We start from the raw sequence: 24,379 nt of genomic DNA, 5'->3' as shown, positions 1-24,379 counted from the left end.
CGAGGTGATCCGACCATGTTGACGCAAGCGCAGTTGGACGAATTCAACCGTAACGGATTTTTGAAAGGCGACGTCATTCTGAGCGACGCGGAAGTCGAGGCGTTGCGGGAAGAGCTGGATCTGGTGATGGACGGCAAGTCGGTCAAGAAGCCTGTCCTGAACCACAATATGCTGGATAGCTCCGACAAGCTTTACGACCGGATGAAAATGACGACGAACGAGCGCGTCGTGCAAATCGTGAACATCTGGATGGCGAGCGACGCTTTTTACCGGCATGCGGCGCATCCCGTCATCTGCGAGGAAATCTCTCAGCTGTCGGGCTCCGACACGATCCGGATCTGGCACGATCAGATTCAATACAAACCGCCGAAGTCGGGCGGGCCGACCGGCTGGCACCAGGACCATCCGCTCTGGCCGATCATCCAGCCGGCCGACCTCGTCAGCGCCTGGGTTGCGCTGGACGACGCGATCATCGAGAACGGCTGCATGTGGATGGTGCCGGGCAGCCACAAGTGGGGCAACCATCAGAAATATTTGGCCAGCGACGAGAAGTTCAAGCCGTACCACAAGCAGCCGGAGCTGCTGCCGGAAGGGGCGAACGTGGAGGCCGTGCCGTTCGAGATCAAGAAAGGGCAGGTCGGCTATCATCACTGCCTGACGTGGCACGGCAGCCCGCACAACCGCTCCGAGCTCAAGCGCCGGGCGATCGCCGTCCATTACATGCCCGGCCATATCCGCTACGAGCCGACCTCCGGCCACCCGATGCTTGAGCACGTTAACGTTCAACCCGGCGAAATATTGGCCGGACCCAGCTTCCCGGTCGTTTACGAACGTTCCGCGGTCAGACCGTAACCGAAGCCTCGCCTACGCAAGAGAGCAGACCCTTCGTTCTTATCGAACGGGTCCGCTCTCTTGCCGTTTTCGCCGCGGGGCCGATCCGCTAAGCCGTTCCCGGAGCCGCGGCGTCCCGGCCGGCCAGCTTCGCTCCCGCAAGCAGCTGCCGGCGCGTCCACTCGTTGCCGACGGCCGGGTCCTCGTCGCGTTCCAGCAGCTCGAATAAGCGAACGCGAAGCTCTGCCACGAGAGCCGCGTGCTCCGGCTCGCCGATCCGATTCGTCAGCTCCCCGGGATCGGCCTCCAGGTCGTACAGTTCGTCGGTATCGGTCAGATTCCAAACGTACTTCCACCGCTCCGTCCGAATCATCCGCTGCGTATACAGTCCGAACTGCTGCCCGTTATACGCCGCGACGACGGCGTCCCGCCATTCCGATGCCGTTTCCCCGTCTGCGAGCAGCGGCACCAGCGATCGGCCCTGCAGATTAGCGGGCGCTTCGGCCTCCAGCCCGAGCAGCTCCAGCAGCGTCGGCGGCAGATCCAGCAGGTTGTAGACGAACCGGTCGCAGCGGACGCCCTGCCTCGTTCCGGGAAGGCGAAGGAGGAGCGGAACGCGGACGACGTCGTCGTACAGGACGTAATGCTTATCCATCATCCGGTGGGAACCGCACAGATCGCCGTGATCCGCGGTGAACGCCACGATCGTGTTGTCGGCCTGCCCCGACTCCTCCAGCGCCGCCACAATCCGTCCCACGGCCTCGTCCAATTGGCTGATCATGCCGTAATAGCGGGCGACGACCGGCGCCCAATCCTTCCATTCGAAGTTCTCCACGCCCCAGCTGTACAGCTGCTGCTTCTGGATGTACGGCTTGCCTTCGAACGTATCGCGGAAGCCGGCCCATTCCGGAACGTCGGCCGGATCGTACATGGCGGCGAAGCGGCCCGACGGCCGGCACGGAAGATGCGGCTCCGCGAAATGGACCGCCGCATGCCAGGGCGAGCCCGTCGCCGCCAGCCGGCCGATCGTTTCGATCGCCCGATCCGCGAGCCAATGCGTGCCGGAATCCTCCACGGGAACCGGATTGTCTTCCCCGAAGAAGCCGGCGGCGAAACGCACGTCCGGATACCGCTCCTTCAGGAAAGCCTTGTACTCCCCTTCCCCCAGATAGCTGTCATAGCCGAACGATGTCGCGTCGAGCTCCGGGTGAACGCCCCATTTTCCGAGAAAAGCCGAGACGTACCCGTTCTCCGCCAACGTTCTCGGCCACGCATAGTGCTCGGGCCGCAGCGAGCCGACCGGCAGGAAGGCACCGAAATTCCACAGCGCGCCGAACGTTTCCGGCCGCCTTCCGTGCAGCAGCGACTGCCGCGCCGGGCAGCAGACCGGCGCATGGGAATAGGCATGGGTAAAGGCGATGCCGCCTTCGGCGAGACGGTCCAGATTCGGCGTCCGGACCGGGTACATACGGCTGTAGCCGACGCAGTCGTAACGCAACTGGTCGGCCGTTATGAGCAATAGATTGGGCTTGCTCGCGCTCATGCCCGCAGCTCCTCTCCTCACTTACGTCCACGAAGGAGTCGACTCCTGCCTGTACTGGCTCGGCGAGCACCCGACATGGCGAACGAACAAACGGTTGAAAAACGACTGGTCCTCGTAGCCGACCATCGTCGCCACGGAAATCACCTTCTCGTCCGTCTCCAGAAGCAGGTGCTTCGCCCGCTCGATCCGAATTTCGTGAAGCGCGTCGAACACGCTTTTCCCGTACTCTTCCCGCATCAGCCGGTTCAGCTGGCGAGAGCTTACGTTAAACAAGCCCGACAGCGACTCCAGCGTCAGCTTCTTCTCGCAATTGCGCTCCAGGTAACCGTAGATTCTTCTGGCCGCAAGCTCGCGCTCCAGCTGCCGGGGCGACGGGTGCGGCCGGGTCTGCCGCTGCATCAGCGAATAGTAGCGGGAGAGCAGCACCAGCAGCTCTACCATCTGCAGCCGGATAATCGTCTTGTGGCCCGGATGCCGGACCCCGACCTCGCGGATCATGCTCTCCAGCAGCGCCAGCACGGCGGCGGCGTCCTGTCCCTGCAGGTTCAGGCGGCGATTGAACCGGACGTCGTGCTTCAGGAAGGGGTGAACGTAAAAATAGTCCATCGATCCGGTAATCTCCAGATCGCTGAGCAGCGCGTCCGAGATGAGCGACGGCATGAACAGAACGTTGATGATCTCGAGCTGGTTCCCCGGCTCCACGACGTAAGCGTGGATCTCCCCCGGGTTGATGATGAACACGTCGCCGGCGTGCACGGCATAGTCGGAGCCCTGGAATTGATGAACGGCGCATCCGCGCACGACATAGACCAGCTCGACGAATTCGTGGCCATGCTCGGCAATCGAGCCCTGCGCGACGCGCATAATCCAGAACGGAAATTCTTCCTTCATATAGCCCTCGCTGCTCAAAATCCCTTGCATTTTCCGTACCTCCGTTGGCTCCGGCATCTGCATCCGCTTCCATTATCCCACCGCGGGGCCGGACCGGCAACGCTCAATTCCCGCGGCTAGCCGCCCGGTCGAACCGCTCCCGGCGAGGATCGCGCCGCCATTCCTCCCAATCCAGGCCGGCCCCGCGAAGAATCTGCTCGATTCTGCGGCGGAACGGCAATCCGGCTTGGGACAGCTGCCGCTCCATCGGATCCTCCCGGCCGCCTAACGTGCGGCGAACCCATTCGTTCAGGTCGCGCTCGAAGCGGTCGGCCCGTTCCGGGTCGCTCTCCGCCAGGTTGACCGTCTCCTCCGGATCGGCCGCAAGATCGTACAGCTCGCGCGGCGGGCGCCGGAACGGGCCGGAATCGTAGGTGCGAATGAACTTGTAGCGGTCGGTCCGCACGCCGCGAGCCGCCTGCCAGGCGCATTCGCTCAAATAAACGGTCTCGTGCGTGCCTTCCGTCTCGCCGCCGATCGCCGGCCATAAGCTGCGTCCGTCGAGACCCGCCGGATCGGCCAGCTTGGACGCGTCGATGCCTTGAGGCGCTTCCCGCCGTACCGCTTCCAGAATCGTCGGCAGCAGATCCACCTGCTGTACCAGACCGCGCACCCGGCGCCCCGCCTCGATCCGGCCCGGCCAGCGGACGATGACCGGCACATGGACCGTCTGGTCGTACAGCCCGCAATGGTCCCAGTAGATGTCGTGCTCGGTCAGGCTCTCGCCGTGGTCCCCGAACAGCACGAGCAGCGTGTCGTCGCGAATGCCCAGCCGCTCCAGACCGTCGTCCAGCTCCTTCAGCCGATCGTCGAGATAGCGAATCTCGGCGTCATACAGCGCATCGTAATAGGCGCTGTCCGTCACCGGGCCGACCAGGTCGTAATGGTGGTGCTTGAAAAAAGGATACGCCGCATGGTTGTAGGCGCCTTCCATGCTCCGGTTCCGGGGGTCGTACGGGTCCCGGCCCGCTTCGTAAAAGTCCGGCACGTACGACTCCGGCGGCAAGTACGGCGTGTGGGCATCCCAATAGTGCAGGAACAGGAAGAAGGATTCGTCCCGATGCTGCTCGATCCAAGGCAGCGCCAAATCGTTGACCGTCCGGCCGTCGATCCAGCGGTTGCCGCCGACGCTGTTGATATAATAGCGGTAGCCGCGGGCGAACCATTCCTTGAGCTGGTACAAATTGTCCACCGCGGCGGTCGCGAAGCCGGCCGCCCGGAGAAGCGACGGCATCCATTCCGCCGACTTGGGCAGATGGGCCAGCTCCGAGCCGTGCGAGACGACGCCGGTCGTCAGGCCGACTTTGCCGGTGAAGATGCCGGTGTGCGCCACTTCCGTCGGAATGTCGGCGGCGAACGCCTTCTCGAACAGCGCGCCTTCGCTGGCGATCCGGTCCAGATGCGGACTCGTCGGCTTGCCGTAGCCATAGCAGCCGAGCCGCGACGCCCGCAGCGTATCGAGCGATACCATGACGATCTTCATGGCAGGGCCTTCCCATTCCGAGGCGCCCATCCCGGCAGCGGGGAATGGCGCTCCAGCCACTCGACCACGGCCGCGCCGTTCGCCTCGAGCGACACGGACTGGGTCCGCAGCGTCAGTTCGGGATGCTCCGGCGTCTCGTACGGATCGGAAATTCCCGTGAACGCCGTCACTTCCCCTTTACGGGCTTTGGCGTACAAGCCTTTGACGTCTCTGGCCTCGCACACCTGAAGCGGGCATTCCACGTAGACTTCCGCATAGCCCGGAAGCTCGCCGCGCGCGTAATCTCTCATGTCCTTATACGGCGTAATCGCCGAGACGAGCACGTCGACGCCGTTGCGCGACAGCAGCTTCGCCAAATAGACGACGCGCCGGATATTTTCGAACCGGTCCTCGCGGGTGAAGCCGAGTCCTTTGCATACCGTGTGCCGCAGCTCGTCGCCGTCCAGCACCTCGACGAGACGGCCCCGCTCCCTCAGCTTGCCGGCCGCATAGCGGGCCGTCGTCGTTTTGCCGGCGCCGGACAGTCCGGTAAACCACATTACCGCTCCCTGGTAGCCGTTCATGTCTGTCCCCTCCGATTGCTCCAATGCTTGCTTACCTCGTCTCGCCTTGCGGCACTTCGACCGGAGCGCCTCCGAGCTTGTGCGAGCGGATGGCCGCCTCGATCGCTTCCTGCGCCGCCAGCGCATCGGCGCCCGACGCCGAGATCGCGTCCGGTCCCGCGCCCGCCTTCAGTTCCTCGATGAACCGTCCGATCCGCTGATCGAACGTGTCGTCGAACCCTTTCATTCCGCCGAACAGCGAATTGCGAATCACGGTCAGCTCGTCGGAATGATGCGGGTAGAACGTCATGCTCTCGTAGACGTTGTCGATGATCAGCCTTCCTTCGCTGCCGGCCACCTCGCAAAATTCGATCGGATGGCGCATCGACATGTCGTAGCTGCCCGTCAGATGGCCGACCGCGCCCGAGGCGAACTCCATGTTGACCGATGCGGTCGACCAGCTCTGCCGCCCCGGCGCCTTGGTCATGAAGCTTTGAACCCTGGCGATGTCGCCCGCCAAGTAGCGCATGACGTCGACGGAGTGCGGATGCAGCGCGCGCATATGGAGCCATTCCGTATCTTCCTGCGGGTTGCGGATCGTCAGCCGCATGTTCACGAACAGCAGCTCGCCCAGCTTGCCCTGCTCCACGAGCTCCTTCGCCTTGTAGGCGGCCGGCGTAAACCGGTGGTTCAGGTTGCAGGCCAGCCGGACGCCTTTTTCCCGGGCGAAGGCGACCATCTTGCGCGCCTCTTCGATGTCGTTGGAGAGCGGCTTCTCGACGAATACGTCGACCCCCGCCTCCATCGCCGTCATCGCCGGGGCGAAGTGGTGGCTGCCCTTCTCCACGCCCGCGGTCGCCACGACGACGACGTCGACCGTCTCCTTCTCGAGCAGCTTGCGCAGATCGGCGTAATGGGGAACCCGGTGCTCGCGCCCCGCCGCTTCCGCCCGCTCGGAGATCAGGTCGCAGACGGCGACCAGCTCCGTATCCGGGTGCTGCCGGTAGGCGCGGCAGTGAATGTTGCCGATATGATTGACGCCGACGACGGCGACTTTGATCATGGCGAGCCCGCCCTTTCCGTGGTCAATTCGGCCGAGCGTATGACCGCTCGCCTGTGTGGGCAGCTAGACTGCCCTCTTGCTCTCTATCCGCCGAACTTCCGCCCCCTGTGGGCGGTCCGCTGTCAGCGTTTCATTTTCAACGGTCACTTAGGCCTTCTTCTTCTTCCCTTTGCCCTTGCTTTGAAGAGACCTTGCGTTCGCGATCGACCCGATATGAAGAGAGTCGTAGGCATCTTGAGAGGATTCGAACGGACGGTTCAGCCCGGCCCAGTTCAGGTTCGTATAGATCGGGTTCGTGCGGCCGACTTCCTTCTCGCGTTTGGCGATATACCGGTTCATCCGTTCGCGCAGCAGCTCCACGACCTCCGGCTCCGACTCGGCCAGATTGACGTTCTCCTCCGGATCCCGGATGAGGTTATACAGCTCGACCTCCGGCTTGAAATGGAAATCCGGCTCCAACGCGCAGATCAGCTTCCACTCCGGCGTCCGCCAGCCGTGCTTGCGCATCCAGGTGCACTCCGTGATGTAGAATTCGCTTTTCCGCTCGGCCGATTCGCCGGCGATGACGCCGGTCAGGCTGCGTCCGTCGAACGGCAGCCCGCTGTCGATCCCGAGCAGGTCGAGGACGGTCGGCATAATGTCCGAGATGAGCGACACGTCCGAGATCCGCCTCCCTGCCGGAAGGCGGCCGGGGAACTTCAGGATGAGCGGAACGACGAGCGTGCATTCATACAGGCCGTGATGGTCGAAAAAGCAATCGTGCTCGTACAGCGTCTCGCCGTGGTCGGACGTGATGACGACCAGCGTGTCTTCCTCGACGCCGAGCGCCTTCAGCTTGGCGAAAATCGTCTGGATCGCCGCGTCCATGTACGCGACCGCGCCGTCGTATTGGGCGGTGACGTACTCTTGGTCGGTGACGCCTTCGGGAATCCACGATTTGAGGAAATCGGCGAACGGCTTAAAGCCGTATACCGGCTCCATCGAATCGTTGGACGGATCTTTCTCGTCGCTGCCGTAGAACATCCGCTCATAAGGGGCGGGCGGCAAATAAGGAGAGTGAGGGTCCATATGCCGCATGAACAGGAAAAACGGCTTGTCGTCCGCGGCCAGCCGCTCCAGCTCCGGCACCGCTACTTCATTCAGGTTTTGCGCCTTCGGCGCGCGCCCGGACGCGTCCGGCAGCCACGATTCGTAGTCCAGGTACGTCTGGAAGCCGCGCGAGGACGGATTGCCCGTGAACCCGATGCAAGTCGTGTTGTAGCCGTTGTCGGCAAGCGTCTCCGCCAGCGTCTTGACGTGATCGCCGAGAGGGCCCTGGTGGCGCAGCGCCACCACGTCGGTGCCGAAAACGTCCCGCCCCGTCAGCATCGATGCGTAGCCCGGCGTCGTCGGAATGCTCGGGCTGAAGTGGTTCTCGAACAGCACGCCCTCGCGGGCGACCTGATCCATATGCGGCGTCGTCAACCGCGTATAACCGTATGAGCTCATATGGTCGCGGCGCAAGCTGTCGATGCCGAAAATGACGATGTTCGGTTGTTTCCATTCTTTCGGCTTTTTCGGCTTCTGCGACTTTTTGGATGCCATCGATAAGTTCCTCCTCTTGCTATCAATATCCGGTGGAAAAAACTGTTGTGCCTTTTTCGCCCATCTCGTTATCGTTACGCTCATGTAGGTAATCTAGTTACTCTCTTTCACCAGTTCCGCCGAAGTCCCGCTAATGTGAGTAATCCGGTTACTCTCTTTCACCGATTTCGCAGAAGCCCCGCCAATGTAAGGAATCCAGTTACTCTCTTCCGCCGATTTCGCCGAAGCCCCGACAATGTGAGAAACCTCGTTACTCTCTTTCACCCATTCCGCCGAAGCCGGAGTCCCGCGCTTTACCTGGCGCCCAGCCGCTTCAGGCAGGCGTTCAGGTAGCCATACGATTCGGCGGCCACGATCGACAAGCGGTCCAGCGTATGCTCGGGAGTCGCGCCGATCACTTCCAGCACGACCGGGCCGTCGTAGCCGCCGTCGACCATCGCCTTGCAGTAGCCGTACAGGTCGATGTCCCCGCGGCCGCACGCCTGCAGCTCGATCGGGCCGGGTCCTTGCTCGCGTCCCTTGCAGTCGCGGATGTGCACGTGCTTCACCCGGCTCAGCACGGCCGGCAGCGCCTCTTCGGCGTTCTCGCCGGAGCGGTGGATGTGGCTCGGGTCCATGTCGATGCCGAACGCCGGCGAGGCGATCTCGTTCATCGCGCGCAGCGTGGTCGGCGTGTTGTAGATCGCGTTGCCGACGTGCGCCTTGACGCACAGCGTCACGCCGTAGGAAGCGGCCCGGTCGGCCATATGGCCAAGGCGATCGATCGAAGCCGCGAGGTCCTCCTCGACGCCCGATTTGCCTCCGGGTCCGACGTTGACGATCGGAATGCCGATCTCCGCCGCGGCCTCGAACGCCGGCAGCAGTCTTTCCTCGCTCAGCGAAGCGACCTCCGTGGACAGGAACCGCAGCCCGTTCTCCTGAACGATCGCCTGCAGCTCGGCTTTCTGTTCTTTCCAGCGGCTCAGGTCCAGATGCTCGCACATCCCCTGAATGGCCGCGATCTCCACGCCGTCATATCCGGCCAGCGCGATCGCGCGCGCCGCCGTGGCGAAATCGAACTGCTTGAACAATACGGAGTTGACTCCCAAACTGATCATGTATGATCCCTCCTGTTTACTTCATGAAGTGCGGGTCGCCGTGCAGCGGCGGCAGCGGATTCGGCCGAACGAGCTCGCCGCCGCGCTCGTACGATTCTTGGACGGCGTGCGTATACTCCATCACGGCCAGCGCGTCGCGCCCGCTTCCGCGCAAATTTTCGAACGCCACCTTATTGGAGACATCTTCAAGGAAAGCGTGCAGCCGGTTGCCGAACGTCGAATTGAAATCGTTCGTGCCGAAGTCCGTCACAACCGGCTCGGGCTGGACGCTGATCGCCGGAATGCCTTTATCCGCGCGCCAATAGGAGATCTTCTCGACGCAGTTCTCGATGCAGAACGTGCCGCGCGTGCCCGCCAGCTCCAGGCTCCACCAGCCGCCGAGTCCGTACACCGCATCGCCCCGTTGGCTGAGCAAGTATCCGACGGCGCCGCTCGCGAATTTCAGATGGATGCTGTTGATCGAGACCATGACGTCTCCCGCGCTCCGGCGGAAGCCGGGACGGTCGGAGAACGTCTGGATATGGGTCACGTCGCCGCAGAAGTAACGCATGACGCTGAGCGGGTGAGTCAGGAACGCCCTCATGTGAAAATAAGGATGGCCCTTGATCTTCGGCGATGCCGCCAGGCCGTAATTCGCTTCGCCGCCGTTGAAGCCCATCTTCGCCAGGCAGTAAACCGTCTCGCCGATATCTCCGCTCTCCATGTACTGCTTCGCCTTCTCGGCCGGAGACGTGAAGTAGTGGTTCAGGTTGCAGCCCAGGTAAACTTTCTTGCGATCCGCCGCCGCGACCAGCTCGCGAGCTTCGCGGACATCGTTGCTGAGCGGCTTTTCCACCAGCACGTGCTTGCCGTAGCCGATCGCTTCCATCGCCGGCTCGAAGTGCCAGCTCCCGTTGTCGATGCCGCCGGTCGTGACGTCGACCACTTCCAGATCGGGCTCGTTCTCGATCATGTCCTTCAGGCTGTAATATGCCTTGACGCCGTGCTTCTCCGCGGCCGCATCGGCCCGTTCCTTAACGACGTCGCAGACCGCCGCCAGATCGGCGAGCTCATCCGTCTTGTAACAGTTCGCATGGTTGTTGCCGATTCCGTTCATGCCGACGATTCCGATCTTGACTGCCATCGCTTCGTTTCCGAGCCTGCGCCCGTGCCGCAAGCCGGAAACTTCACCTCCTCTTTTTTTGGGGGAAAATGTCAAACCTGCTCCAAAGCCGGGTCGTCCAGACGAACCCGCCTGCCCTCGCGAGACGAAACGTAGGTGGCCAGCACCATGCGCAGCGAGGCGATTCCTTCCTCCGCGGTCGCCAGAGGCTCCCGCTTGCCGCCGATAAATTCGGCCAGCGGTCCGGCCAGCGCGCGGATCCGGAAGCCGTGGTTCGGCGGAGCCGCGATCGGGCTCTCGGTCCAAGCTCCGGTCCCGACGTCGAACCGCTTGAGCGCCGCCGCTTGCTCCGGGCGGGGAACGTTGCAGCTGACCGCGTCGCCGAAGTTTTGCACGATCGTTCCTTTCTCGCAGACGATCTCCGTCGTGTTCTCCGCCGCCGCGCACGTGAACGAACAGCTCACTTCGGCGATCGGCCCGCCCGGGTAACGATAGACGGCGATGCCGTTGTCGCTGGGAATGCGCGGATTGTACAGCGATTCGATCTCCGCCGTCACCGTCTCCGGGACGCCAAGCAGCCAGTGGACGAAGTCGGCCGGGTGCGAGCAATCGTCGGCCCAGATGTCCCGGTTGAGCGCCGGATCGACGTGCCACGAATTCGCAAAGTCGGCACTCAGCCCCATCGACAGGCCATGACGGCGGCGAACCATGAATACTTGGCCGAGCTCTCCGCTCTCGAGCCACTTTTTCATCTGAACGTTCTGCGGATCGACCCTCATCTGCCACGCCAGCGTAAACGGCACTCCGTTCCGGCTCACCGCGGCGCGGATCCGCTCCGCCTCGGCGAGCGTCAGCGCCATCGGCTTCTGCAGCACGATCGCCTTGCCGCGATCGGCGGCAAGCTCCGCCAGTTCGGCATGCCGGGACGTCTCCGCTCCGATCACGACCGCGCGAATGTCTTCGCGGTCCAGCAGCTCCCCGACATCCGGATACGGCGCCAAACCGTACTCTGCCGCCGCCGCATCCAGCCTGGCCGCGTCATGATCCCATCCCGCCAGAACGCGCACGCCGTAATCGGCCGTTCTCCATTCCGCGCAATACGCTCCGACATGACCGTGGGCGAAGCCGAGCACGCCCACTCCGATCGTCTCGCTCAGGTTCGTTCCCTCCCTGCCCGGCGGCCGTTCCGCCGCTTTATGTAACCGATTTCCCCCTCATCATAATCGACCGCTCCGGCGAATTCATGGCCGATCCGGACAATAACTGTTGCGATCGGGACGATTTTCGCCCCGGCCGACCGGCCGAAACGATTTGACTATTTTTTCTTGTTTCCATATACTTAGAACATCTATTTAATAGATAATCTATCTAATAGAATATCTATCATTTTGCGATTTAGCGCAGCGATTTGATGGCGATATGCGCGTTCGGGGAGGGACCGGTTTGACGGACAGGCAGAAGAACATAGCCATGCAGTTAATGGAATCGTACTTTCAATCGCAGGTTAGCGGAAATAGGATGCAGAATCGCTCGCTATACCATCAAAAGCCGGGCGAGATTATGGTTCTCTATTACATCAGCAGGAATGCCAAGGATGACGGTCCGGGATTGATGGTCTCGGAAATAAGCGGGAAACTGAACGTCACTTCTCCAACGGTAACGCACCATATCAACAGTCTGGAGGCACAGGAACTTGTCGAGCGTCAGGCCGATCCGGCCGATAGGCGGGTTGTCCGAATCCGGCTCTCGGAGAAAGGCAAAGAGTATATACAGCGTATTAACGAAGCCCGCCTCGGCATGTTCGTCGGTCTCGTCAAGCATCTGGGAGAGGAAGAAAGCCTGCTTTTTACCGAGATGATGAGAAAGGCTTCGGATTATATGCTCAAGCAACAGGAAGCTTATATCCGCGGTTTTGAGAGTTAAGGAACAGGAGGATGATGATATGAAATATACGGTCATTACGGGAGCCAGTTCGGGAATCGGGTATGAAACGGCACTCGCTTTTGCGGCCCGCGGAAAAAACTTAATCCTGGCGGCACGAAGAACGGCGGAATTGGAAGAGTTAAAATCAAAAGTGGCCGGCATGAACCCGGATCTGGATGTCGTCGTTCGAACCGTCGACTTGTCTGTTACGGCTCGTGTTAATGAATTCTACGATAGTCTTCGGGATTATCGGATCGAGACTTGGATCAACAATGCCGGGATCGGAAACTTTGCTTCCGTCGGAGAACAAAATGCAAATAAAATATTGACGATGCTTCGCGTGAATGTGGAAGCCGTAACCGTTCTGTCCTCACTTTATGCACGCGACTATGCGGATGTCGAAGGAACCCGGATCATTAATGTATCTTCGGGGGGAGGATACCAAATAGTCGGCTATTCGGTGACCTACTGCGCGACCAAGTTCTATGTAAGCGCCTTTACGGAAGGTCTCGCGCAAGAATTGAATGAAAAAGGAGCCGCCCTGCAAGCAAAAGTCCTGGCTCCCGCTTCAACCGAAACCGAATTTATTAAAAGCGCCTTCGGCATGGATGAGTTTATTTATAAAGGGAGAGTCCCCCAATATCATACCGCAAAAGAAATGGCCGGATTTCTGCTTGATCTTTACGATTCCGATAAAGTGGTTGGAATGGTGAACGAGAAAACGTATGATTTCGAATTAAGAGATCCGATCTATCCGTATGTGTCGAGGAATAGAAACTAATTTGACAGCGTCCGCAACGCCGGCCGGGAGGCGCCTACATGACGGTATACCCGACGAACAAACATTTGTCCGATTACGAGCTGATCTCGCCCGACTTCCCGTTCCATCTTTCCTTGAACGAGATCCGCCGCGCTTTTCCCGCTCACCGCCACGACTTCCTCGAATGCTCGCTCGTGATCGAGGGGGAAGGCCTGGAGAAGATTAACGGGGAGACGCATCCGATGCGCCGCGGCACGTTTACCCTGCTGCTCCCCTATCAGATCCACGAGATCGTCACCACCTCTTCCGAATCGCTGCGCTTGTACAACTGCATGTTCGCGATGGATCTGCTCGTACCGTCTGCCGATCCCGGCTCGCGCCGGCTGCTGGACGGGGTGACGGGCAACCGCTTGCCGTTTCACCAGTTCGAAGAGTCGTCGCTGCCTCCGCTCGTTCATCTGTTCGAGGAGATGCTTCGCGAATCCCGTGAGCGGCGCCTGCTGTCGCGGGAATACGTGACGTTGAAGCTGCACGAGACGCTCATTCGGTTTTTGCGGGCCGGCGAACGCCAAAAGCCGCCCGATCCGAAGAGCGAACTCTCCGGAAAAGGCGGCTACGCATGGTCGATCATCGAATACATTCACGGTCACTACCGGGAAGACATGGCGTTAAGCGATTTGTCCGCGCGGTTCTCCCTGCATCCTTCCCGTGTCAGCGCGGCTATCAAGCGGCACACCGGAACGAGCTTCGTCCAATTGCTGCACGAGATTCGCCTGCGCCATGCATGCGGCCTGCTGGCCGCCACGGATATGAGCATGCTGGAGATCGCGCTGGAGGTCGGGTTTCGCTCGTACAAAGGGTTCGCCCGCGTTTTCCGGGAGAGCAAGGGCCTCTCCCCCGGCGAGTACCGCAAAAGGCGATTACAACAGTCCTAGAAGCATTCCGCCCGCCGCGCCGGCAATCACGACCGCCCACGGCGGCAGCTTCCAGAAAACGAGCATCGCGAACAAAATCGCGGCCAGCCCGAAATCCGTCGGCTGCAGGATGGCCGAAGTCCAAAGCGGGTCGTAGAGCGCGGCCAGCAGGATCCCGACGACGGCCGCATTGATTCCGACCAGCGCCCCTTGTATTCTTGGACTGTTTCTCAACCCGTTCCAAAAAGGAAGCGCGCCGATGACGAGAAGAAAAGCCGGCAGGAAAATCCCCAAGGTGGCGATCGCCGCCCCCGGAATCCCCTTGGCCATCGCGCCAAGGTAGCCGGCAAATGTAAACAGCGGTCCCGGAACCGCTTGGGCGACCCCGTAACCCGCCAAGAAATCTTCCTGGCTGACCCAACCCGGCGGAACGACTTCGCGCTGGAGAAGCGGAAGAACGACGTGCCCTCCGCCGAATACCAATGAACCGGAACGGTAGAAGCTGTCGAACATCGCCAGCCATCCGCCATCCTCGCCGAATCCCTTGAGAAGCGGAAGCGCCGCCAGCAGGCCGAAATACAGAACGAAACAAACGACGGCAAGAGGGCGGCCGATCGCGATCCGCAGGTCCGGAGGCTTCTCTCCCGCTTCTTTGCGATAAAGCAGCACGCCGACGACCCCCGCGGCCATGATCGTGGCCACCTGGCTGAAAACCGATTGCCAGCATAATGCGACAACCGCGGCAAGGACGGCCAGGGTCGCCCGATTCCGATCGGGCGCAAGCTTTTGCCCCATGCCTAGTATGGCGTGAGCCACGATCGCCACGGCCACGATTTTGAGCCCGTGTATCCACCCGGCGCTCCCGATATCAAAACCTTGCAGCAAGAGGGCAAACGCTACGAGCGCGATGACGGAAGGCAAAGTAAAGCCTACCCAGGCGACGAGACCTCCAAGCAGCCCCGCCCGGATTACGCCGATTCCGATGCCGACCTGGCTGCTCGCCGGGCCGGGAAGGAATTGGCAGAGGGCGACCAAGTCCGCGTAGCTTCGCTCGTCCATCCATTTTCGGCGTTGAATATATTCGTTGTGAAAATAACCCAGATGGGCCGTCGGCCCTCCGAAAGAAGTAAGCCCCAGCTTCGTGGATACCGTCAAGAGTTCCAGCAAAACGCCGGCTTTTCCCTTGCGGGCTTCCGCCTCTTTCGGAGCCTTCTGTTGAGTAGGCTGCATTCTCGAACCTGGCTCCTATGCTAGAAAATATCATAACGATTTCTTGAAAAGTATATCACGTCGCCGAGGTCCGTTACGTCATCTTGTGTAAAAAAACTACAGCGGCATCATCGACTAACAAAGTTTGTGGGACATGCATGTCCATTCATAGGGCTTACCCGGCAGCCGGTGCGACAACGATGCAAATCATCGCATCAAGAGCCCATTCGGCAGACTTCGGAGGCGAGCCTGTGCGCTTGCGTACAATATCGCACCTTTTTTCGGGCGGTGGTGAAGTGATGGAGATGAAAATTGTTCGTTCATTATGCCGTCGTAGAAAAAACAGGGAGGGCTTTTGCTTGTCGTAAGCAGAAGCCCTCCGTTGCATGCCCATCTAATCTCCCCGGCCGTCCAGGCAGAGCCGGATCAAATCGTTCACGTCGGCCGTCGCGAGACATTCGTAGGTGTCGGCCGCCCCGTAGTAGATTTTCACCTCTCCGCCGTCTTCCAGGATCATTCCGCCGGGAAAAATGACATGGTTGCGGAATCCGCCTTCCCGCTCGTACGGGGCGTCCGGCGCCATCAGCGGCTTCTTGCTTAGCCCGACGATCCGTGTCGGATCATCCAGATCGAGCAGCATGACGCCGGCCGTGTATCGTTTGATCCACGCGTCTTCCCAGCCGTTCTTGCCGCGGCTCGGGTCTACGTCCACGGCATGGAACAGCGTCAGCCAGCCCTTCTCCGTCCGGATCGGCGGAGCGGCCGGTCCCAGCTTGTCGTTGGCGAACGGGACGTGCTCCACGCCGAGCAGCAGCCCGGAGTTGCCCCAGAACCGCAGATCGGGCGACTCGGAGAGCCAGATGTCGAAGCGGTTTCCGCCGCCTCGCCCGTAGATCGGGAACGGACGCTCCAGCCTGACGTAATTCCCGCCGAGCTTCTCCGGGAACAGCACCATGTTGCGATTGTCCGGCACGGACAGGCTCAGCACCTCGAACCGCTCCAGATCGTCGGTCACGGCGATCCCCCCGCGAATGCCGTGTGGCGTATCGACCGCGAAGCACATATAGCAGCGTCCGTCGATCACCGTCAGCCGCGGATCGTAGACGCGGATAACCTCCGGTCCTTCCAGAACGAACAGCGGCCGGGGCCGGACCTCCCAATTCACCCCGTCGTCGCTAAAGGCAAGCCCCAGATTGGTGGTGCTGCTCGGCAGAAGCGTCCGCTCCTCCGGGTTGCCGTAATCGTTGCGGAAAACCATCACGTACTTGCCCTGGAACTTGGCGACGCCGGCATTGAAGACAAGCGCGGGCCGGTAAGGAACGTCTTCGGCGGTCAGAATCGGATTGCCCGCGTGGCGAACGACGCGGGGAGCGGACGCCAGCGGACCGATGATGGGACGATTCATGCGGTTCATCTCTCCTTCAACGGGATCATGTCGATGCAAGCTGCTTTAAGATCGAGTGTATTCCGGAAGGAGCTCCGGCATCGGACATAACCGCGCGAATCTATCCCATTTTTTTGCGCTTCCGGTTCAGTCGGCCCGCGACAGCTTCAGCAGGGTCGACTCGGCCGGAGCGAGCGATACGGTCAGCTGCCCCTCGACGCTGCGCTCCTCCTTGGACCACAAATCCTCGCAGCGCCAGTCGGCTTCATCGTCCAAGCCGATGCGCGCCAGATCGACGGTCAGCTCCGCCGGCCGGTCTTTCGCATAGTTAAATACGGCTACGTGAGCGCCGCCGTCCGGCTCCATGCGAATAAAGACCGGCGTCGCCCGATCTCCCGAGTCGCCTTCGAGCGGCACGAACGTCTCGCCCCGCCGGGCGACTGCCATCAGCGCCGGATCGGTCAGCCAGGCGAGCGCCCGACGCCGGGCCTCCGGCTCCCGGTAATCGTCGCCCATCAGCAGAACCGTGCCTGCGATGAGCGAAGCGTTCAGGCGGCTCCGGCCTTCCGCCTCGGTCGTCGGCTCGTGGTTGAAGCTCTTGTACAGAACCGTATGGTCCGGGTCGTTGAACGCGTAGAGCGTCCGGTGCATCCACCAGCCGTACGTCACGGAATTGAGCATGTACTCGGTGTCCTTCAGCTCTCCGAACGCGTCGCAGGAGATGCGTCGGCCGTGCGCGTAGGAATGAGGGAACAGCGGCGCGATCGACAGATGGATGAAAAACGGCCGGCCGATCCGCCGCGGATCGAGCAGCGACACGATCTGTCTCATCCCCTCGTTATAGGCCTGGATGCCCGTGCGGATATCCGAGCGGTAATGCTTGCCTTCGAGCGCCCCGTGCGCCATGAAGTCCAGCTTGACGTATTCGTAGCCGTCCTCCGCGATCTGCTTCAGCGTCCGTTCCGTGCGCAGCAGGTTGCCCGGGTGCGTCGGATCGATCGCCCAGCCGCCGTCCAGATCGGGCAGCACGTTGCCCGCTTCGTCCCGCAGCAGCAGATCCGAGTACCGGTAGCGCCCGTCCGTCCCTTCGACGACCCGATCGCCGGCTTCCTCCGGCTTGCCCCAATACGTGAAAGGCGTCCAGTACGTCCCCGCCTTCTGTCCGTTGCGATGCACGTGATCGACGGCCCGTCTCCGCTCCTCGGCGGTCAGGTTCGAACCGAACGCGTCGAAGTTGACGTAAGTCACGCCGCCGTCATGGAAGCCATGGCCGCGCACCTCCCGGATCAGATCGGCGGCGGCGACATAGCTGTCGTACGATAGCCCGCTGCCCACGGCCGACCAACTGTTCCAGCCGAACGGCACGGTTCCTTCCCACGCGAGCGGCGGCGCGATCCGGGCGTTGGCCCGGCCGAGCGTCTCCATCCCGTCGCGGTAATCGGCGAACAAGCCGAAGAAGACCGTCGGCGAGACGACGGTTTCCCCCGCCACCGCGCCGTGCGGAACCGTATCCCGCGTATACTCTCCGGCGGCTCCCCCGTAGACTTCCAGCCGATGAACGGCGCTGCCGTCGGCACCTTCGATCTGAATTCCCGTTTTCCAAGTATCGTGGGTGACGGAGCCGAGCACGAGACCGTTCCGCGTACCGTTCCGATAGACCGCCGTCGCCTCGTAGCTCTCCAGCTTGCCCGGCATCGCCACCGACTCGAAGCGCACCCACTTGTCGTTGTCGTACGGGACAAGCAGTGCCCGCAGCGCTTCGCCGTCAGCCTGCCCGGCCGAACGTGCCGCCGAGCCGGTCTCCGTGCCGCTCCCCGAAATTGCTTTCGAGTCCGCTCTCCGGGTCGCTCCCCTTTGCTCTCCCAAATTCTCGTCCGAATCCGCTCTCAAGGCCGCTTCCCTGCGCGCTCCCGAATTCACCTCCGAGCTCTCCGACTCAAAACCAGCAGCACCCTCTTCGGCCAACGCGCTGATCGGCGCGATGCGGTTCGTCTCCAGCATTCGGCCGTCCGCCCCACGCGCTTCCAACCGGACGAAGCCGTAGTTTAGGCCGTCGTAGAGCGACCAACTCTGCGTTAGCTCCGTCCCGTCGCCGAGCCGGTGAACGATGCTCAGTTCCGCTCCCTTACCGAACGCGTCCTTGATCTCCCGGACCGAGCTCTCGCGCGATGCCGCGTCCGCCGTCGACTTCGTCGCTCCGTCCAGCAGCACCACGCTTACCGCGTTGCGAATGAACCCTGCCGGCTCCCCGTCCCCGCCGCTCCATTCGATCCTCGCTTTGCCGTCCGCCAAATCGACCTCGACGCTCATCCGGCCGTTGCGAATCCGCGCCGCTTTCTCTTGCAGCTCCCATTGTACCGTTGTCATAATAACGCCTCCTCTAATAAACACGTGCCAGATCCCCTGAGCATTTCCGTCTATGTGAGTAATCTCATTACTCTCTTTCGCCTACTCAGCCGCATTTCCGCCCATGTGAGTAATCTCGTTACTCTCTTTCGCCTTCTTCGCTGCTTTCCCGCGAATGTGAGAAATCTCGTTACTCTCTTTCGCCAACCATTCCCCATAAAAAGAGGGAGACGGCGCGCCGCCGGCTCCCCCTCTCCGCTGCCCGGCTTACTTCCAAAGAGCCAGACGCGCTTGATAGTTGTCGTTGATGATCTTCTCTACTTTCTCGCTGCCGGCCGCCTTCATGTCGGACAGCATCTTGTCGAACACGGCGTTCGCTTCGTCTTCCGTCTTCGCGATAATCGCCTTCGTAACCGACTGGTTCATGATGTCCGATACCTTCTGCGCCACCAGCGCTTCCGGCGTGCCGCCCTGCGGGCCCAGGTTATCGTAGGCGTCCGTGTTCCAAGCGGAATCGGCCAGGTTCTTGATCGCCATCTGGTCGACCTCGCCCCGCTGATAGCGAACGGCCATATCGTACACCGTTCCGTCCGAGCCCTTGCCGCTCTTGATGAACCAGGTCCACTTGCGGATGCCCGTCTTCTTGGAGTAGTTCGTGAAATCGTCTTTGAAGCCCTGCAGCGTCTCCGGCTTCGGAACGTGCTTGCCGTCCACCATATCCCAATCCTTGCCTTCGATGCCCCATTGCAGCAAGTATTGGCCTTCCTCGCTGGCGAGGAAATTGATGAACTGCATCGTCCGCTCCGGATCCTTGTTCGCCTTCGTAATGCCGATCGCGTCCCATCCGAGCGAGCTGGACGGCCCGTACGTCGTCTTCGCCGGATCGACGCCCGGAGCGACGACCTTGTACGCGTACATCTCCGACTTTTCGCCGCCGTCTTTTTTGAGAGCGTTGTTGGCGTCGCCCAGATCCCAGTAAGCGCCGGTCGAAGCGAACACCGCTCCGGACGACAGCTTCTGCAGCCAGGATTCCTTCTTGTTGATCGCCCAGTCGACGTCGATCAGCCCTTCGCGATACAGCTTGTTCATGTAGAGGATCATCTCGCGGTATTTCGGATCCTCGACGTCGTACTGCAGCTTGCCGTCCGTCTCATAGTACGATTTGAGTCCGTACATCCCTTTGAACGTGCCCGTCACGGCGCCCATGTTGGAGCCGTCCATCGTCAGAGCGATCGTCGGCTTGCCGTTAATCGTCGGATACTTCTCCTTGAAGCTCTTGAGCAGCGCTTCGAACTCGTCCGCGGTGAACGGCTGGCCGCCCTCCGCCTTGTCCGGGGCGAGCTCCGTCAGAAGGTCCTTCCGGATGTTGAAGCCGAAGACCGGCTCTCCCTCCGAGAAGCCGTACCAGTTCGACAGATAATAGTTTTTGCCGTCGGTATAGCGGGTCTTGTTGAGCGTATCCCCGTACATCTCCTTGACGTCGGGACCGTATTTGTCGATGAGGTCGTTCAGCGGAATGAGCGCGCCCGCCGCGATATACTTGTTGACGATGTCGCTGCTGCGGTCCATGAGCACGATGTCCGGCAGGTCGCCGCTGGCGAGCATCAGGTTCAGCTTCTCGGCCGGGTTGCCCGTGGGCTGCTGAATCTCGACGGTGACGCCGGTCCGCTTCGTAATCTCTTGGGCGACCGGATTGTTGAAGGCGTCCCCGGTATTCTTGTCGAAAAACGTGAGCGTAATCGGCTTGAGCGGTTCGCCGGAGTCGCTGGCGGAAGCCGCCGGGCTGGAAGAACCCGAGGCCGAAGCCGCGGGCGAAGCGGACGGGCTCGCCGCCCCGTTGTTGCTGTTATTGCTATTGCCGCAGGCGCCGAGCACCGATGCGGTCAGCACGAGGCCCGACGAGATCGCAAGCCACTTTTTCACAGATGTCATGGTATGTCCCCCCATACGAAATATAGAATACCGCAACGCTGCACCGAAGTGCCTTGCCAATTTATCGAAACTTTCACCCCCCTCTCGGAATCTTCCGTCAGCAGTCAGCTCTTGACCGCTCCGAGCGTCATGCCCTTGACGAAATAACGCTGCAGGAACGGATACACCGCGATGATCGGGAGCGTCGCCACCATCGTGGCCGCCATCCGGATCGTATCCGAGGACACCGAGAGCCGCTTGGCCGAATCGGCCATCCGCCCGGCGTTCGACGTGAACGAATCCGTCTGGTATTGGTTGAGAATTTTGACGAGCACGGCTTGCAGCGTTTTGAGGCTGGATTTGTACGTGAAGACGTAGGAATCGAACCAGGAGTTCCACTGGTTGATCGCCGAGAACAGGCCGATCGTCACGAGCACCGGCACGCAGATCGGCAGAATGACGCGGGCGAAAATCTGCAGGTCGTTCGCGCCGTCGATCTTGGCCGATTCCTCTACCTCGATCGGCAGCTCCTGCATGAACGTCCGCACGATGATGACGAAGAACACGTTCATCAGATTCGGCAGGATGTACACGAGGAACGAGTCGATCAGGTGAACGCTTTTTAGAATCATATAGTAGGGGATGAGACCGCCGCCGAAGTACATCGTGAAGATGAAGAACAGCGACAGCGCCCGTCCGCCGACCAACTCTTTCTTGCTGAGCGCGAAGGCGAGCAGGCTGATGACGAGAACGGTCAGCGGCGTGCCGATGAGCGTCCGAAGAACCGTCACCTTCAGGCCGTTCAGAATTTCGCTGTCGCCCAGAATCTCGCGATAGCTCGCGAAGCTGAGCACTCTCGGCCACAGGTAGATGCCCCCGCGGACCGTATCGTCGGCGCTGTTGACGGACAGCACCAGGATGTTCCAGAAAGGATAAAACGTGATGATCAGAACGATAGCCAGGCATACGTACACGACGGACAAATACAGCAGGTCCCCCGAGCTTCTCTTGGTTGTCGGCAATGCAGGCGGCCTCCCTTCTAATAAAGTGACTGCTCGTTGACTTTGCGGGACCAGGCGTTCACGAGGACGACCAGCACGAAGGCGACGACCGACTTGAACAGCCCGACGGCCGCCCCGTAGGAGAACATGCCGTTCTGGAGACCGTACCGGTACGTGTACGTGTCGATGACGTCCGAATATTTGAGCACCGTCGTGTTCTGCAGCAGGTACTGCTGATCGAAGCCCGCGTTCAGTACGTTGCCGACGGCCAGGATGGACAGGATGACGATCGTCGGTTTGAGCGCCGGAAGCGTCACGTTCCACATCTGCCGCCACCGGCTGGCGCCGTCCACCCGCGCCGCCTCGTACAGCTCCGGATTGATTCCGGCGATCGCCGCCAGATAGATGATGGCGTTGAAGCCCATGTCCTTCCACGTGTTGGAGAAGGCGATGATCCACCAGAACATGTGCCCGTTCTGCAGGAATTGGATCGGCTCCTTGACCAGGTGCAGCGAGACGAGGAGCTGGTTGATGACCCCCTGCGACGACAGCAGCGTCACGATGACGTTGGCCGCGATGACCCAGGAGATGAAGTGCGGCAGATACGACATCGTCTGAACCGTTCTTTTGAAAATGCCGCCGCGAACCTCGTTGATCATCAGAGCCAGAATGATCGGCGCCGGGAACCCGAGAAGCAACGACAGCAGGCTCTGGGCCAGCGTGTTGCGCATGACGGTGTAGAAGTCGCCGCTGGTGAAGAAGTAGCGGAACCACTCCGTCCCGACGAAGTCGCTGTGGAAAAACTGGTGGAAGAACGTGCCGCCTCCCGGAGAATAGTTGATGAAGGACATATACAGCCCGAACATGGGCCCGTAAGCGAAGATCAGCGTGCAGACGAAGGCGGGCAGGATCATCAAATACAGGTACTTCTGCTGTTTGGCGCGCTTCCATCTGCGGCCGGCCGCCGCCGCCCCGTAACCCGTCCCTCGTTGCCGTTCCATGCGAGCTTCCATCGAATTCCTCCCGTTGTCTGCTAAGCGTATTCCCATTATAGGGGCGGCTTCGAAAGCGCATCCATATCCCGTTTCTCGAAAATACGCCTCAAACCTACGCGATTTCGGCAGGGGTCATTGTTGAAATCCGTTATCGCTTCTACAATAGAGTTCGATCGTCTCAATCGAATCTCGCGGGCAGGAGGATTATCGCATGTACACGATTCTGTTGGTGGACGACGAGAAGCTGGAGCTCGACGCCATCGCCCGTTATATCCGCTGGGAGGACATGGGCATCTCCGTCGTCGGGACGGCGCGGAACGGCCGGGAGGCGCTGCGCATGCAGGAGGAGCTGAGGCCCGACATCGTCCTGACCGACGTCCGCATGCCGATCATGGACGGCCTGGAATTCGCGAGAAAGGCGAAGCAGTTCGACAAAAACGTGAAAGTCGTGTTCCTGAGCGGACACGACGAATTTCAATATATCAAGGCGGCGCTGACGATGGAGGCGATGGGCTATCTGCTCAAGCCGATCGATAAGGCCGAGCTGGCCCAGCTCATGGAGCGGGTCATTCGGAAGTGCGAGGAAGACAAGCAGCTGTCCGAATCCGCCGAAGGGCTGAAGGAGAAGCTGGTTCGCTCCCTGGCCGCGGAAAGCTCGGCGGAGACCCGCAAGGAATGGGTGCGGCGCATCGCCATGCTCCCCCGCCCGCTTCCGCCGACCGGCGATTACATCGTCTGCCTGATCACCTGGGACGAGGCGAACGACCGGGAGCGGGCGGACGTGCTGGCCTCCCTCGCCTCCGGCTGGTCGGAGCTGAACGGAAGCAACTACATGTGGGAGGCCGACGAGCGCCGCTTCGGCGCGATCGCTTACTTGGACGGCGATAGCGGAACGGAGAGCGTATGGCGGTTCTGGGGAAAAGCGCTCGAAGAGATTCGAGGGCGCACCGGCATCGTGCTGACGATCGGCCTGTCAACGGAAGGACGGTATTTGGAGCAGCTGCCCGAGCTGTGGGGGGAAGCCCGAGAGGCGAACGCGGCCAAGTTCTACGAAGGCACGGGCACAGTACTGCCGTATGAGGCCGAGCCTCGCCGGGAGACCGCTGCGGTTCGTCCGGCGGCGGTCGCCGAGCGGCTGGGCCATGCGGTCGCTCATCTGCAGACGGAAGCAATGGAGGCGGAGCTCGCGGGCTTTTTCGCTCCGTTCCGCAAGAGCCGGACGCGGCGCGAAGCCGTCATCGCCGATACGATGCAGCTGGCCACCGAGATCTCGCGCCGCTTCTCCCCCCTGCTGGAGCGGCAGCACGGGGCCGAGGCGATCGAGCCGGATTGGCGCGCGATCACCGAGCCGCAATCGCTGGCCCAGCTCCAGGCGACGCTCGCCGATTGGTGCCGGCGGATGATGGACCGGATCCGCGAGAAGGACCACGACAAGAACCTCCCGATCATCCACCGGATCCGGGAACTGATCGACGCGCGGTTCAGCGAGGCGCTCACCGTCGAAGAGCTGGCGGCGGGCGTGTACCTGTCGCCCAACTATATCCGAACGCTTTTCAAAGAGAAAACCGGCCAGACCATCCTCGAATATATGACGAAGGTCCGGATCGACCGCGCCTCCGGGCTGCTGCGGAACAAGTCGCTCAAAATTCACGAGATCGCGAAAGCGGTCGGCTACGAGAACGTCTCCTACTTCTGCTCCCTGTTCCAGAAGCACCGGGGAGTCACGCCGAACGAGTACCGCAAGAAACTTCTGTAGAAAGG

Annotated in this window: 20 protein-coding genes; 5 read left to right on the top strand and 15 right to left on the bottom strand. The window is 61.1% G+C overall.

The genetic code is table 11. The annotated features are described in order from the left end of the window. The first annotated feature begins 15 nt into the window (after positions 1-15). Positions 16-852, top strand: coding sequence for a phytanoyl-CoA dioxygenase family protein (locus H7C18_RS04630; RefSeq protein WP_185127844.1), 837 nt, complete (start codon positions 16-18; stop codon positions 850-852). An 88-nt stretch (positions 853-940) separates the two neighbouring features. On the opposite strand, the gene H7C18_RS04625 is transcribed toward H7C18_RS04630, so the two are convergent. From H7C18_RS04625 to H7C18_RS04585, 9 genes are all read right to left on the bottom strand, one after another. Beyond that, positions 941-2,374, bottom strand: coding sequence for a sulfatase family protein (locus tag H7C18_RS04625; protein ID WP_185127843.1), 1,434 nt, complete (start codon positions 2,372-2,374; stop codon positions 941-943). Between the two features lie 21 nt (positions 2,375-2,395). Then, a complete protein-coding gene (locus H7C18_RS04620) occupies positions 2,396-3,295 on the bottom strand; it encodes an AraC family transcriptional regulator (protein ID WP_185127842.1) in 900 nt (299 codons plus the stop codon). Between the two features lie 73 nt (positions 3,296-3,368). After that, positions 3,369-4,787 (bottom strand): sulfatase family protein, encoded by a 1,419-nt coding sequence (locus tag H7C18_RS04615; RefSeq protein ID WP_185127841.1) that lies wholly within the window; start codon positions 4,785-4,787, stop codon positions 3,369-3,371. Then, positions 4,784-5,476 carry an adenylyl-sulfate kinase gene (gene cysC, locus H7C18_RS04610; protein WP_185127840.1) on the bottom strand — a complete coding sequence of 231 codons (693 nt, stop codon included), beginning with the start codon at positions 5,474-5,476 and terminating at the stop codon, positions 4,784-4,786. Before cysC ends, H7C18_RS04615 begins: the two co-directional genes overlap by 4 nt. Beyond that, on the bottom strand, positions 5,382-6,392 hold the full coding sequence (locus H7C18_RS04605; protein ID WP_185127839.1) for a Gfo/Idh/MocA family protein: 1,011 nt from the start codon (positions 6,390-6,392) through the stop codon (positions 5,382-5,384). The genes cysC and H7C18_RS04605 overlap by 95 nt, the downstream gene beginning before the upstream one ends. 147 nt (positions 6,393-6,539) lie before the next feature. Next, positions 6,540-7,976 carry a sulfatase family protein gene (locus H7C18_RS04600; RefSeq protein ID WP_185127838.1) on the bottom strand — a complete coding sequence of 479 codons (1,437 nt, stop codon included), beginning with the start codon at positions 7,974-7,976 and terminating at the stop codon, positions 6,540-6,542. 293 nt (positions 7,977-8,269) lie between these two features. Continuing rightward, a complete protein-coding gene (locus H7C18_RS04595; RefSeq protein ID WP_185127837.1) occupies positions 8,270-9,073 on the bottom strand; it encodes a sugar phosphate isomerase/epimerase family protein in 804 nt (267 codons plus the stop codon). 16 nt (positions 9,074-9,089) lie between these two features. Beyond that, positions 9,090-10,196 carry a Gfo/Idh/MocA family protein gene (locus tag H7C18_RS04590; protein WP_185127836.1) on the bottom strand — a complete coding sequence of 369 codons (1,107 nt, stop codon included), beginning with the start codon at positions 10,194-10,196 and terminating at the stop codon, positions 9,090-9,092. A 71-nt stretch (positions 10,197-10,267) separates the two neighbouring features. Next, positions 10,268-11,314: a Gfo/Idh/MocA family protein gene (locus H7C18_RS04585; RefSeq protein ID WP_185127835.1), complete on the bottom strand. Its 1,047-nt coding sequence runs from the start codon at positions 11,312-11,314 to the stop codon at positions 10,268-10,270. 304 nt (positions 11,315-11,618) lie between these two features. Between H7C18_RS04585 and H7C18_RS04580 the strand changes: the two genes are divergently transcribed. The 3 genes from H7C18_RS04580 to H7C18_RS04570 are packed head-to-tail and all read left to right on the top strand — an operon-like array spanning position 11,619 to position 13,793. Further along, entirely contained in the window at positions 11,619-12,098 is a 480-nt protein-coding gene (locus H7C18_RS04580; RefSeq protein ID WP_185127834.1) for a MarR family winged helix-turn-helix transcriptional regulator, read from the top strand. A gap of 19 nt (positions 12,099-12,117) precedes the next feature. Beyond that, entirely contained in the window at positions 12,118-12,879 is a 762-nt protein-coding gene (locus tag H7C18_RS04575; protein WP_185127833.1) for an SDR family NAD(P)-dependent oxidoreductase, read from the top strand. Positions 12,880-12,917: 38 nt separating this feature from the next. Further along, positions 12,918-13,793: an AraC family transcriptional regulator gene (locus tag H7C18_RS04570; protein WP_185127832.1), complete on the top strand. Its 876-nt coding sequence runs from the start codon at positions 12,918-12,920 to the stop codon at positions 13,791-13,793. Here H7C18_RS04570 and H7C18_RS04565 read toward each other — a convergent pair. The 6 genes from H7C18_RS04565 to H7C18_RS04540 form a co-directional block, all read right to left on the bottom strand. Further along, entirely contained in the window at positions 13,779-15,002 is a 1,224-nt protein-coding gene (locus tag H7C18_RS04565) for a chromate transporter (RefSeq protein ID WP_185127831.1), read from the bottom strand. The two genes, H7C18_RS04570 and H7C18_RS04565, sit on opposite strands and share 15 nt — an antisense overlap. A gap of 373 nt (positions 15,003-15,375) precedes the next feature. Next, positions 15,376-16,386 (bottom strand): glycoside hydrolase family 130 protein, encoded by a 1,011-nt coding sequence (locus H7C18_RS04560; RefSeq protein ID WP_185127830.1) that lies wholly within the window; start codon positions 16,384-16,386, stop codon positions 15,376-15,378. 126 nt (positions 16,387-16,512) lie between these two features. Continuing rightward, positions 16,513-18,732 (bottom strand): alpha-galactosidase, encoded by a 2,220-nt coding sequence (locus tag H7C18_RS04555; RefSeq protein WP_185127829.1) that lies wholly within the window; start codon positions 18,730-18,732, stop codon positions 16,513-16,515. A 246-nt stretch (positions 18,733-18,978) separates the two neighbouring features. Beyond that, positions 18,979-20,643, bottom strand: a complete 1,665-nt coding sequence (locus H7C18_RS04550) for an ABC transporter substrate-binding protein (protein ID WP_185127828.1) — start codon at positions 20,641-20,643, stop codon at positions 18,979-18,981. Positions 20,644-20,747: 104 nt separating this feature from the next. Beyond that, positions 20,748-21,644: a carbohydrate ABC transporter permease gene (locus H7C18_RS04545; RefSeq protein WP_185127827.1), complete on the bottom strand. Its 897-nt coding sequence runs from the start codon at positions 21,642-21,644 to the stop codon at positions 20,748-20,750. A gap of 17 nt (positions 21,645-21,661) precedes the next feature. Beyond that, a complete protein-coding gene (locus H7C18_RS04540) occupies positions 21,662-22,636 on the bottom strand; it encodes an ABC transporter permease (protein ID WP_238357464.1) in 975 nt (324 codons plus the stop codon). Positions 22,637-22,829: 193 nt separating this feature from the next. Between H7C18_RS04540 and H7C18_RS04535 the strand changes: the two genes are divergently transcribed. After that, positions 22,830-24,374 (top strand): response regulator transcription factor, encoded by a 1,545-nt coding sequence (locus H7C18_RS04535; protein ID WP_185127826.1) that lies wholly within the window; start codon positions 22,830-22,832, stop codon positions 24,372-24,374. Positions 24,375-24,379 lie beyond the last annotated feature (5 nt).

The sequence above is a fragment of the Cohnella zeiphila genome, assembly GCF_014212055.1.
GTDB classification, from domain to species: domain Bacteria; phylum Bacillota; class Bacilli; order Paenibacillales; family Paenibacillaceae; genus Cohnella; species Cohnella zeiphila.
Note: the sequence above shows the minus strand (reverse complement) of the source record. Positions and strands in the feature narration are given on the sequence as shown.